Source organism: Serratia proteamaculans (assembly GCF_008830365.1).
Taxonomy (GTDB): Bacteria; Pseudomonadota; Gammaproteobacteria; order Enterobacterales; family Enterobacteriaceae; genus Serratia; species Serratia proteamaculans.
On the sequence record NZ_WBKI01000001.1, the window covers coordinates 1646396 to 1659103 of the forward strand.

At 54.4% G+C, this 12708-nt stretch carries 7 protein-coding genes; 4 read left to right on the plus strand and 3 right to left on the minus strand.

What is annotated here, in order from left to right; all coding sequences use genetic code 11:
* Positions 1-45: 45 nt before the first annotated feature.
* Together rcsC and gyrA are read right to left on the minus strand one after the other, a co-directional pair.
* Positions 46-2919, minus strand: a complete 2874-nt coding sequence (rcsC, locus tag F8R23_RS07810) for a two-component system sensor histidine kinase RcsC (protein ID WP_129936537.1) — start codon at positions 2917-2919, stop codon at positions 46-48.
* 164 nt (positions 2920-3083) lie between these two features.
* On the minus strand, positions 3084-5735 hold the full coding sequence (gene gyrA / locus F8R23_RS07815; RefSeq protein ID WP_129939147.1) for a DNA topoisomerase (ATP-hydrolyzing) subunit A: 2652 nt from the start codon (positions 5733-5735) through the stop codon (positions 3084-3086).
* A 212-nt stretch (positions 5736-5947) separates the two neighbouring features.
* Here gyrA and ubiG point away from each other — a divergent pair, with 212 nt between their 5' ends.
* From ubiG to yfaE, 4 genes are all read left to right on the plus strand, one after another.
* Entirely contained in the window at positions 5948-6673 is a 726-nt protein-coding gene (gene ubiG, locus F8R23_RS07820; protein ID WP_099061577.1) for a bifunctional 2-polyprenyl-6-hydroxyphenol methylase/3-demethylubiquinol 3-O-methyltransferase UbiG, read from the plus strand.
* Between the two features lie 437 nt (positions 6674-7110).
* Positions 7111-9399 (plus strand): class 1a ribonucleoside-diphosphate reductase subunit alpha, encoded by a 2289-nt coding sequence (nrdA, locus tag F8R23_RS07825; RefSeq protein ID WP_099061578.1) that lies wholly within the window; start codon positions 7111-7113, stop codon positions 9397-9399.
* 68 nt (positions 9400-9467) lie between these two features.
* Positions 9468-10598 (plus strand): class Ia ribonucleoside-diphosphate reductase subunit beta, encoded by a 1131-nt coding sequence (gene nrdB, locus F8R23_RS07830; RefSeq protein WP_099061579.1) that lies wholly within the window; start codon positions 9468-9470, stop codon positions 10596-10598.
* Positions 10599-10601: 3 nt separating this feature from the next.
* On the plus strand, positions 10602-10862 hold the full coding sequence (gene yfaE / locus F8R23_RS07835) for a class I ribonucleotide reductase maintenance protein YfaE (RefSeq protein WP_129936539.1): 261 nt from the start codon (positions 10602-10604) through the stop codon (positions 10860-10862).
* A 441-nt stretch (positions 10863-11303) separates the two neighbouring features.
* Here the strand turns inward: yfaE and F8R23_RS07840 are convergent, their stop codons facing one another.
* Positions 11304-12500, minus strand: coding sequence for a nicotinamide mononucleotide deamidase-related protein YfaY (locus F8R23_RS07840; protein WP_151415460.1), 1197 nt, complete (start codon positions 12498-12500; stop codon positions 11304-11306).
* Positions 12501-12708: the final 208 nt, after the last annotated feature.

Sequence of the window (12708 nt, forward strand, 5' to 3'; positions counted from 1 at the left end):
CGGTAGTTAACAGAGGGCGCGGCATTTTGCTGCGCCCTTTTGCTTTCAGACGTCTTCTGACTCAGCCCGCGTACGACGCACCTGTTGGCTGTAATACCCCAAAGTCTGCTCCAGCGTTTCCAGCGTCACCGGTTTCGACAGGCAGTTATCCATCCCCGCCTCAATACAGCGCTGCTTCTGCTCCGCCAAGGCATTCGCCGTCACGCCGATCACCGGAGCGGTAAAGTGCAACTGGCGCAAACGCTGGGTCAAAAGATAGCCATCCATGTTGGGCATGTTGACATCGGTCAGCACGATATCGACAGTATTGCGATTCAATACGTCGAGTGCATCTACCCCATCATTGGCGGTCACCACCTGATAGCCCAGAGAGCCAAGCTGGTCGGACAGCAACCGGCGGTTAATCGGGTGGTCATCCACCACCAGCAAATGAATATCCCCGTTGTCTACCCTGCTGGCCTTGGTCGGTACCGGCAATTGCATCAGGGTATTGCCGCTTTCATCACGGGTACCAAACAAACGGTTGAGCAGCGTCAGGGTTTCACGCGGCGTCGAGGTACTGTGCATCCAATAGCCCGGCCGGGTTTCCTGCGACGGACCAATATGCTCGGTAGTGAACTGGATCTGCGCCAGCAGTGGTGTGTTGACCATCAGTGGGTGATCGCTGAGCATCACATCCCCTGCGGCGGTATCCTGCCCCTGGTGACGCAGCACCGTAGCTCCATAACCACCAAGGATCTCCATCAGGTAACTTTCCAACCGTTGGTTGCGGATGTCCAGCCACAGAGTTTTACCTTGCCAGGTATCGCTGGGCTGCGGGATCGGGAACTGGGCGTTAAACAGCGGAATGCGAATGGTGAACAGACTGCCTAATCCCGGCTCGGATTCAACAGCAATGTCGCCATCCATCATGTTGATCAGTTTTTCGCAAATCGCCAACCCCAGCCCGGTGCCCTGGAAATGGCGTTGCACACCACTACCGACCTGGAAGAACGGGTCGAACAAGCGGGTGATTTCTTTCTCCGGAATGCCGACTCCGGTATCGCGAACGCTGAATTCCAGATAGCTACCACGCGTACAAACTTGCAGAATGATGCAGCCAGTATCGGTAAACTTAATCGCGTTGTTCAACAAGTTCGACAGTACCTGCTGCAAGCGCACCGGATCGCCGGAAATGCGCTCCGGCACGTTCTGCTCGATAAAACAGTACAACCCCAACCGTTTCTTCACCACCAGCGGCAAATAGTTGCCGGCGATGTGGGTGATCACCTCCAGGCAGGAGAACTCACGCGGTTCAATCTTCAACTGCTCGGATTCAATTTTCGAGAAGTCCAGGATGTCGCTGATGATCTTCAACAACAGCCCGGAGGAGTTGTTCATCGCATTGACCAGTCGATCAACGCCCTGCGGCAACGCCTTGGTCTGCAATAAATCGAGGTTGCCGATGATGCCGTACAGCGGCGTACGCAACTCGTGGCTGACGGTCGCCAGGAACATCGATTTGGATTGACTGGCCTGCTCTGCCGCCGCCGCCATCTCCTGTAGCGACTCCTCCATTTTCACACGTGCGCTAACGTCCACCAGCACGCAGATCGCCACATCCTCGTTGCGGTAACGGGAATGAACAAAGCTGATTTGCAGATTATTGTTATTACTGGTCATCACATCGACAAAATTCACCTGCTGTTCGCAGATGATGCGTGTAATGCGGTCACGGTCTTCGTGAGTCAGCAGGTTGATATAGTTGTGTGCCAGCTCATTACTCAGAATGTTGGTACCGTCGCTGATGCGCAGAATACAAATGCCCACAGGTGCCGAGGCGACAATCTTACGGTTGAACTGCTCATGCTCCTCCAGCCGGAAAGCGTTGTCCTCCGCCGGCAGGAACATTTTGCGCTCAAACAGCCAGGCCAGGCTGAACAGCACAATGGCGGACAGCAGATTCAGCAGTACTGCATTGAGGATTAACATCCTGAAGCGCTCAACCACCGTCTGCACCGGCACGGCATAAACAATACTGAGCGATGACGGCGGCAGCGCCTTTTTCATGATCAGGTCGCGGTAGTTATCTACATAGCCAAAGTAAGCCGGATCGTCCGGATAGCTGCCGGGGGCCTGCGCATCACGATCGCCATCCACCAGCCTCAATATCGGTTGGTTATTCTCATCCAGCAGGGTTACGCCGGTCGGCAAGCTGCCAGCGGTGACAAAGTCTTCCAGACGAATGGTCTGCTCAATGCCCAACAATGCCTCAAGCTTGTTACCAATATAGATAGGCGTCAGCACATACAGATAACCAACATCCGGCCGCTGCTGGCTTGGGCTGATCCAGTACAGACTATTGTCTTTGTCCTGGTTCTTGGCATTACGGTATTTGAGGATGCGCTCATGCAGAGTTTGCAGCGCGTCGGCTCGGTTGGCCACGCCGCTGCTGCTGCCACCAAACTCCGCCATGCATAAAGTATCACCGTCGATGAAAAACACCCGGTTGAGATCGTAGGCCGCAACGAAATTCTCTTTCCAATACTGAATCAGTCCGCTCAGTGAATTGAGCGAGCTGCGATAAGTGGTATTAAGTGAACAGTTGGACTCTGAGTACAGTGGTACAAACTCCAGTGGAGTGTTCTTGCCGGGGAAAATACCGCTGAACATGTCCAGGCTACTGACTGAGCCGTTGAGACGGTTTTCCGCCATATATTTGATATCACGCATTATATCGGACGAATGGCGGATATAGCCCTGCGCCTGATCGAAATTCAGATTGTAGTCCTGTCGAATGTCAGACTCTTTCTGGTGCAGGATATTCAGGATATAGAAGGTGGTGAGCAACGCCCCCAACGACCACAGCATTATCGCCAGCACCCGGAACAAATAGCGGGATATCTTTAACGTGGTGCGAAAAGAAGCTAAATATTTCAATCGGATACCATACAAAAGTGAGTGGCGACCAGCGCGTTCATATCAGAACCGGGCTCTCTGACTTGGGTCCGGCAATTAAACCATATAACTGAAAAAGGGCCTAGCATCGCTGCCAGGCCCTTTTAACCTCAGTGCGACAGGGGCGGCAAGCCAGCCCCTACCACTTAGACGTTATCATCTTCCACGTCATCTGACGCTTCAGAATCATCATCGCCTTCGTCCAGCGGTGCAGCGTCTTCTTCTGCAACTTCCGCACCCGGTTCGAGGCTGTCCAGCTCTTCATCTTCCACCGGTTCGGCAACGCGCTGCAGACCGACGACGTTCTCGTCTTCCGCAGTACGGATCAGCGTAACACCCTGGGTATTACGCCCGACCACGCTGACTTCCGATACGCGGGTACGCACCAGCGTACCGGCATCGGTGATCATCATGATCTGATCGGTGGTATCCACCTGAACCGCACCCACTACCTGACCATTACGCTCGCTCACCTTAATAGAGATAACCCCTTGGGTGGCACGTGACTTGGTCGGATACTCGGTAACCGCAGTACGTTTACCGTAGCCGTTCTGGGTGACGGTCAGAATATCGCCTTCACCACGTGGCACAATAAGGGAAATAACGCTGTCGCCTTCACCCAGATTGATACCGCGCACGCCGGTAGCAGTACGGCCCATTGAACGCACCTGCGTTTCCGGGAAGCGCACCACTTTACCGTTGGCGGAGAACAGCATGACTTCGTTGCTGCCGTCGGTCAGGTCAACACCAATCAGCTCGTCACCCTCATTGAGGTTAACGGCGATGATGCCGGCGCTGCGTGGGCGGCTGAAATCGGTCAACGCGGTTTTCTTCACGGTGCCGCTGGCGGTGGCCATAAACACGTGACGCCCTTCTTCATACTCACGCACTGGCAGAATGGCGGTGATACGCTCATTGGCTTCCAGCGGCAACAAGTTGACGATTGGACGACCGCGCGCGCCACGGCTGGCTTCAGGCAGTTGGTACACCTTCATCCAGTACAGGCGACCACGGCTGGAGAAGCACAGGATCGTATCGTGGGTGTTAGCCACCAACAGACGATCGATAAAGTCTTCTTCTTTAATACGTGCCGCTGACTTGCCTTTACCGCCGCGGCGTTGCGCTTCATAGTCAGTCAGAGGCTGATACTTCACATAGCCCTGGTGCGACAGCGTAACGACCACGTCTTCCTGGTTGATCAGGTCTTCGATATTAATATCTGAAGTATTGGCGGTGATCTCGGTGCGACGGCCGTCGTTGTACAGCTCTTTGACTGCCACCAGCTCTTCGCGGATCACTTCCATCAGACGGTCTGGGTTTTCCAGAATAAAGATCAGCTCGGCAATCGCCGTCAGCAACTCTTTATATTCGTCCAGCAGCTTCTCATGCTCCAGGCCGGTCAGTTTCTGCAGACGCAGATCCAGAATCGCCTGAGCTTGCTGCTCGGTCAGGTGGTATTTACCGTCACGGATGCCGAACTCCGGCTCCAGCCACTCAGGGCGTGCGGCATTATCACCAGCGCGCTCCAGCATAGAGGCCACATTACCCAGATCCCACGCTTGAGCTACCAGGGCGGCTTTCGCTTCCGCAGGGGTTGGTGCACGGCGGATCATTTCGATGATCGGATCGATGTTCGCCAGTGCGATAGCCAACGCTTCCAGGATATGGGCGCGATCGCGGGCCTTACGCAGTTCGAAGATGGTACGACGGGTCACCACTTCACGGCGGTGGCGAACAAACGCCTTCAGAATATCTTTCAGGTTCAGCAGTTTCGGCTGGCCCTGATGCAATGCCACCATGTTGATGCCGAAGGTGACCTGCAGTTGCGTCAGCGAGTACAGGTTGTTCAGTACCACTTCACCGACCGCGTCGCGCTTGATTTCAACCACGATGCGCATGCCGTCTTTATCGGACTCATCACGCAGCGCGCTGATACCTTCCACGCGTTTTTCTTTGACCAGTTCGGCGATCTTCTCAATCAGACGCGCCTTGTTCACCTGATACGGGATCTCGTGAACAATGATGGTCTCGCGACCGGTTTTGGCATCGGCTTCTACTTCGGCGCGTGCGCGCAAATAGATTTTTCCGCGGCCGGTACGGTAGGCTTCTTCGATGCCGCGGCGGCCGTTGATGATCGCCGCAGTCGGGAAGTCCGGCCCCGGGATGTGCTCCATCAGGCCTTCGATGCTGATGTTTTCATCATCGATATAAGCCAGGCAGCCGTTGACAACCTCTGACAGGTTATGCGGCGGAATGTTGGTGGCCATGCCCACGGCGATGCCCGACGAGCCGTTAACCAGCAGGTTCGGGATCTTGGTTGGCATGACGGCTGGGATCTGCTCGGTGCCATCATAGTTAGGCACGAAGTCGACGGTTTCTTTTTCCAGATCCGCCAGCAGTTCGTGAGCAATTTTGGACATGCGCACTTCGGTATAACGCATCGCCGCGGCGGAGTCGCCATCGACAGAACCGAAGTTACCCTGACCGTCCACCAGCATATAGCGCAGCGAAAACGGTTGAGCCATACGCACGATGGTGTCGTAAACCGCGCTGTCACCGTGTGGGTGATATTTACCGATTACGTCCCCGACGACACGGGCCGATTTTTTGTATGGTTTATTCCAGTCGTTACCCAATACACTCATCGCGAACAAAACGCGACGGTGCACCGGCTTCAGTCCATCACGAACATCTGGCAGCGCACGTCCGACAATTACGGACATCGCGTAGTCCAGATACGAGTTTTTCAACTCGTCTTCGATGTTTACCGGTGTGATTTCTCTGGCAAGGTCGCTCATGGAGCTGCTATCCCTCTACTAATGATTCATCTGCCCGCTGCCATAGTGGCAAAGGTGTAAAACTATATCACAAAGCACGCTTTACGGGAAAATAACCGCCGTTGTTTAACTTAAATTGTGCATATATGTGCAGTAAAAATGCATCGACGCAGACGGTGCTGCGCCGGAACATGTATAATCCGCGCAACGAGAACCAGGAGCCAAATACGCCCATGAATGCAGAATCATCCAGCCAAGCGCAAAACGTAGACCATCATGAAATCGCCAAGTTCGAGGCTGTGGCCTCACGCTGGTGGGATTTGGAAGGTGAATTCAAGCCGCTGCACCGTATCAACCCGCTGCGTCTGAACTACATCCTGCAGCGTGCCGGCGGCATTTTTGACAAAACCGTCCTCGACGTGGGCTGCGGCGGCGGCATTTTGGCGGAAAGCATGGCGCGCGAAGGCGCACAGGTCACCGGGCTGGACATGGGCGCCGAGCCGCTGCAGGTTGCCCGGCTGCACGCACTGGAAAGCGGCGTGAATGTAAACTACATACAGGAAACGGTGGAGAGCCATGCGCAGGCCAACCCACAACGCTATGACGTAGTGACCTGCATGGAAATGCTGGAGCACGTTCCCGATCCAGCTTCGGTGGTACGCGCCTGTGCTCACCTGGTCAAACCGGGTGGCCACGTGTTTTTCTCCACCATCAACCGCAACACCAAAGCCTGGCTGATGGCGGTGGTCGGTGCGGAATATATTCTGAAGATGGTGCCACAGGGCACCCATGACCATAAGAAGTTCATCCGCCCTTCTGAGTTGATCGGCTGGGTTGACGGCACGCCGTTGCGCGAAAAGCATATGATTGGGCTGCATTACAACCCAATCACCGACCATTTCAAGCTTGGCCGCAACGTTGATGTGAACTATATGGTACATACTCAGCACGAAGGCTGAGCCTTCCAAAGCGCGCCGGGACGGGCTTGTCCGTTTCGGTGCGCCGATAACATTAAGATAAATACCTGATTTTTCCGCTTTCGATCAAAATCACCGTTGTAAACAGTTTTTAAGAATATTAAATCAGATCAATATGCCGTTTTTTTCTAACGTTTAATAAAGCGGCAAACGATCACGTTTTTCTGATTCTAAGGAAATTCTTATCCCGCTTATTGACAAGCTTGTCGCGCCAGTCACAGCGCGCACTGCGAAAGACAAGTCACATTTCACCCCCAAGTTATCCACAAATTAGGCCACTTTTGTTCACTTGCAAACGCCCTGTTTTCTCACTATCTTGTTACCTCACCGACATACAACCCCTATATATAGTGTTTACATACTGAGCAGAGCTACTACACTTCTGCTTAGGGGCACCATACGGACAGGTAAAACACCACATGAACCAAAGTCTGCTTGTAACTAAACGCGATGGCCGTAAAGAGCGCATCAACCTCGACAAAATCCACCGTGTCATCGACTGGGCCGCGGAAGGGTTAAACAACGTCTCGGTTTCTCAAGTAGAGTTGCGTTCCCATATTCAGTTTTATGACGGCATCAAAACCGCTGATATTCATGAAACCATTATCAAAGCGGCAGCCGACCTGATCTCGCGCGACGCGCCGGACTATCAGTATCTGGCAGCACGCCTGGCCATCTTCCATCTGCGTAAAAAAGCTTACGACCAATTCGAGCCACCGAAGCTGCTCGCTCACGTAACGCGCATGGTAGAGATGGGCAAGTACGATAAGCATCTGCTGGAAGACTACAGCACTGAAGAGTTCGAGCAGATGGACTCCTTTATCGATCACTGGCGTGATATGAACTTCTCCTACGCAGCCGTTAAGCAGCTGGAAGGGAAGTATCTGGTGCAGAACCGCGTTAGCGGCGAGATCTACGAGAGCGCACAGTTCCTGTATATCCTGGTGGCCGCGTGCCTGTTCTCCAACTACCCGCGTGATACCCGTCTGGACTACGTTAAACGTTTCTACGACGCGATCTCCACCTTCAAGATTTCACTGCCTACGCCAATCATGTCCGGCGTGCGCACCCCAACCCGCCAGTTCAGCTCTTGCGTGCTGATCGAGTGCGGCGACAGCCTGGATTCCATCAACGCCACTTCCAGCGCCATTGTGAAATACGTTTCGCAACGCGCCGGTATCGGTATCAATGCCGGTCGTATTCGTGCGCTGGGCAGCCCAATCCGCGGTGGTGAAGCCTTCCATACCGGCTGTATCCCGTTCTACAAACATTTCCAGACCGCGGTGAAGTCCTGTTCTCAGGGCGGCGTGCGTGGTGGTGCAGCTACGCTGTTCTACCCGATGTGGCATCTGGAAGTTGAAAGCCTGTTGGTGCTGAAGAACAACCGTGGCGTTGAAGGCAACCGCGTACGCCACATGGACTACGGCGTGCAGTTGAACCGCCTGATGTACCAGCGCCTGATCAAGGGCCAGGACATCACCCTGTTCAGCCCGTCTGACGTGCCGGGGCTGTATGACGCGTTCTTCGCCAATCAGGACGAATTCGAACGTCTGTACACCCAGTACGAACAAGACAGCAGCATCCGCCAGAAACGCGTGAAAGCGGTTGAACTGTTCTCACTGATGATGCAGGAACGCGCTTCGACCGGCCGTATCTACATCCAGAACGTTGACCACTGCAACACCCACAGCCCGTTTGATCCGCAGATCGCGCCGGTACGTCAGTCCAACCTGTGCCTGGAAATCGCCCTGCCGACCAAGCCGCTGGATGACGTCAACGACGAAAACGGCGAAATCGCCCTGTGTACGCTGTCCGCCTTTAACCTGGGCGCCATCGAAAGCCTGGACGATCTGGAAGAGCTGGCTACCCTGGCAGTGCGTGCTCTGGATGCCCTGCTGGACTACCAGGACTACCCAATCAAAGCCGCTCACCGTGGCGCTATGGGTCGTCGCACCCTGGGTATCGGCGTGATCAACTACGCTTACTACCTGGCGAAAAACGGCGTTCGCTACTCCGACGGCAGCGCTAACGCCCTGACCCACAAGACTTTCGAAGCCATCCAGTACTACCTGCTGAAGGCCTCGAACCGTCTGGCTCAGGAACAAGGCGCCTGCCCGTGGTTCAATGAAACCACGTATTCACAGGGCATCCTGCCGATCGACACCTACAAGAAAGATCTTGATGTCATCTGCCAGGAACCACTGCACTACGACTGGGAAAGCCTGCGTAAAGAGATCAAGGAAACCGGTCTGCGCAACTCTACCCTGTCGGCGCTGATGCCTTCGGAAACCTCTTCGCAGATTTCCAACGCCACTAACGGCATTGAGCCGCCACGCGGTCACATCAGTATAAAAGCGTCTAAAGACGGTATTCTACGCCAGGTGGTACCAGAATATGAGCGTCTGAAAAACGACTACGAACTGCTGTGGGAAATGCCGAACAACGACGGCTACCTGCAACTGGTTGGTCTGATGCAGAAGTTTATCGACCAGTCGATCTCGGCCAACACCAACTATGACCCAACCCGTTTCCCGGGCGGCAAGGTGCCAATGAAGCAGCTGTTGAAAGACCTGCTCACCACCTACAAGTTTGGTGTCAAGACGCTGTACTATCAGAACACCCGCGACGGTGCCGATGATATTCAGGAAGATTTACTGCCGGCCAAAGGCGGCGATGACGACTGCGAAAGCGGCGCCTGCAAGATCTAAAGTTTGACACAGCGGGCCGGAACTCTTCCGGCCCCTTCATTTAGCCACGTTACGATGGATTCAGGCTTATGGCTTACACCACATTTTCTCAGAACAAAAACAACCAGTTGCTGGAGCCGATGTTTTTCGGTCAGTCGGTTAACGTTGCGCGTTTCGATCAGCAAAAACATGAAATTTTCGAAAAGCTGATTGAGAAGCAACTGTCCTTCTTCTGGCGTCCGGAAGAAGTGGACGTTTCACGCGACCGTATCGACTATCAGGCGCTGCCGGAACATGAAAAACACATTTTCATCAGCAACCTGAAATATCAGACGCTGCTCGATTCGATCCAGGGCCGCAGCCCGAACGTCGCCCTGCTGCCGCTGATCTCGATCCCGGAGCTCGAAACCTGGATAGAAACCTGGTCCTTCTCCGAGACGATTCACTCACGTTCCTACACCCACATCATCCGTAACATCGTCAACGATCCGGCGGTGGTGTTTGACGACATCGTCACCAACGAAGAGATCCTCAAGCGCGCGAAAGACATCTCCGGCTACTACGACGATCTGATCGAGATGACCGGTTACTATCATCTGCTGGGTGAAGGCACGCATCAGGTCAACGGTAAAACCGTGACCGTTACCCTGCGCGCATTAAAGAAACAACTCTATCTGTGCCTGATGAGCGTTAACGCACTGGAAGCCATCCGCTTCTACGTCAGCTTCGCCTGTTCGTTTGCCTTCGCGGAACGTGAATTGATGGAAGGCAATGCCAAAATCATCAAGCTGATCGCCCGTGACGAAGCGCTGCACCTGACCGGCACCCAGCATATGCTGAACCTGATGCGTTCCGGCGCAGATGATCCGGAGATGGCGGAAATCGCCGTTGAGTGTCAGCAGCAATGTTATGACCTGTTCGTGCTGGCGGCCGAGCAGGAAAAAGAGTGGGCAGAATACCTGTTCCGTGACGGCTCGATGATCGGCCTGAACAAAGACATTCTTTGCCAGTATGTGGAATACATCACCAATATCCGTATGCAGGCAGTCGGTCTCGGCCTGCCGTTCGCAACCCGCTCTAACCCGATCCCGTGGATCAACGCCTGGTTAGTGTCAGACAACGTTCAGGTGGCACCGCAAGAAGTAGAAGTCAGCTCCTACCTGGTCGGCCAGATCGACTCGGAAGTGCATGCCGACGACCTGAGCGACTTCGAACTCTAAGCGATGGCATCATCAATCGTCACGCTGCGTGCCACCGGCACGCAGCTATCCTGCCCCAAAAGTGAAGGCTGCCTGCTGGACGTGCTGGAATTGCACGACGTTGAAGTGGAATACCAGTGCCGTTCCGGCTATTGCGGTGCCTGCCGTCTGAAGTTGGTGAAAGGTGAAGTGATTTACCATCAACAACCGCTGGCATTTATCAACGACGGTGAAATCCTGCCTTGCTGCTGCATGCCACTGACCGATATCGAGCTGGAACTCTAATTTTCAAGAGTGTTCTTCAATCACCTAAATATACCCTATGACTTTCGAATTGCAGCTAGGCGGCCAGGGTGTAAATCCCCAGGAGCTTACTTAGGTAAGTGACTGGGGGGCGCACCTGCAGCCAACAACGCTGCAGCTCGAAAGGCGACGGGTATGAATACCAAAACCGTAATACATACAACAGTTAACGCGTGAAACACATGCTTTAACCGCATGCAGCCTCCTTGCTGTGAAGGGGCTACCATAACGGTGTCTAGGCGTTAGGGCAGCCCCATTCTGATTGATAGTCAGTTTGGGGCTTTCATCTATCCGCCTTGCCACACAATGCTCAAGACGAATAGTCTCAAGCACCCGCAGCGATTGTAACAGCCTATCTTCAACGCGATAACCCCTTATAATATTATGATTAATAAGGGATATATCACTACCATCAAGCATTCTCTACTCAATAATCTCGACAATCTCCAGCCAGCCATTCTTCCCGCACACTGGCCCCCCGTTCAGCCAGCGCCGCAGCATGTCCAGCGCCAACATCGCCACCGACTCCTGCCGCAGACGCAAACCATGACGCGCTGCCCGGTAACGCACCGTCTGCCCGATACCGCCTTTTGGCGTATGCAACACCACACTCACCTGATCACCGCTCATGGCACTGACCGCCAGCGCCAGCGGTGCCCCAGTCAGCTCCGCCAGAGATCGAGCGCGGGCCAGCGTGGTTTCCAGCGTTTCCACACAGTGCGACGGTAGCAGTTCGCCACCGGCCAGCGGTGCACCTTCGGTCTGCAACTGCAGATTGATCAATCCGGCACTGAACTGTTCGCTCAGCGCCAGCTTCAATCCCTGCTGGTTCAAGCGTTGCGTCAATACTGCCGGCAGGCCAATAGTCCCCTCAAACAGAGTGTTATCCCCCGCCACCTGACGCACCCGTTCCCATGCCTGCTCCATCGCTGCTCGCTGGGTCACCGGGCCGGTTAACTTCAGTTCAATGATCGGGCTGGAAGAGCGGTAGCCCATTACCACGTCTGCCGGCAGCGGCATGCCATCCAGCGCGGCGGCCAGATCGCTCTCCGAGGTGCCAAAAGTGGTTAAACGCAGGCACAGCGGGGGTGCCGGTAAGGTAAAGCGCTCACGCAGACGCGGTACGATTTGCTGCTCGACCATCACTTTGAATTCAGAAGGCACGCCAGGGGTGAAAAACATCGTGCATCGGTTCAGCTTCAAGGCGAAGCCGCAGGCGGTACCGACTGGGTTATCAAGCATCTCGGCGTTAGCCGGGATCAGCGCCTGTTTACGGTTTGAAGCCGCCATCGGCCGCCCACGCTCGGCAAAATAAGCCTCAATACGCGCCATCCATTCGGCATGTTCAACCAACTCAACGCCACAAGCGGTGGCCGCCGCCAGCGCGCTAAGATCGTCACTGGTCGGCCCCAGCCCCCCGTTAACGATCAGCACATCGGCGATGTGACTGCGCTCCTGTAATGTTTCGATCAAAGAGGAGAGACTGTCCCCCACCGTTTCGCGCCCGCTCATCGGCATACCCTGCTGAAACAGATAGTCTGCCAGCCAGGCGGCGTTGGTATCTATAATTTGCCCATGCAGCACCTCATCACCGGTGCTGAGCATCTCCACCCTTAACATTGATCTCTCCCACATTTTCTGATCATTCCACTATAGAAGCCCGGAAATAAGTTTTCACTAAGCATCAGCGGATAATTTCTGTCGAAGGCACTTTTTTGCGATATTACGCGGCCCATCAGGATGTAAACATAAGTTAACATCTTCCGTAACGCCCGTTTGACACAAAATAATCCATCCACTATCCTGCCGCACATAGCATGGGTTACCT

Excerpts from the sequence above, each read along its gene's own strand:
- ubiG (WP_099061577.1), top strand. The coding sequence starts at position 5,948 with ATGAATGCAGAATCATCCAGCCAAGCGCAAAACGTAGACCATCATGAA.
- nrdB (WP_099061579.1), top strand. The coding sequence starts at position 9,468 with ATGGCTTACACCACATTTTCTCAGAACAAAAACAACCAGTTGCTGGAG.
- gyrA (WP_129939147.1), bottom strand. The coding sequence starts at position 5,735 with ATGAGCGACCTTGCCAGAGAAATCACACCGGTAAACATCGAAGACGAG.
- yfaE (WP_129936539.1), top strand. The coding sequence starts at position 10,602 with ATGGCATCATCAATCGTCACGCTGCGTGCCACCGGCACGCAGCTATCC.
- nrdA (WP_099061578.1), top strand. The coding sequence starts at position 7,111 with ATGAACCAAAGTCTGCTTGTAACTAAACGCGATGGCCGTAAAGAGCGC.
- F8R23_RS07840 (WP_151415460.1), bottom strand. The coding sequence starts at position 12,500 with ATGTTAAGGGTGGAGATGCTCAGCACCGGTGATGAGGTGCTGCATGGG.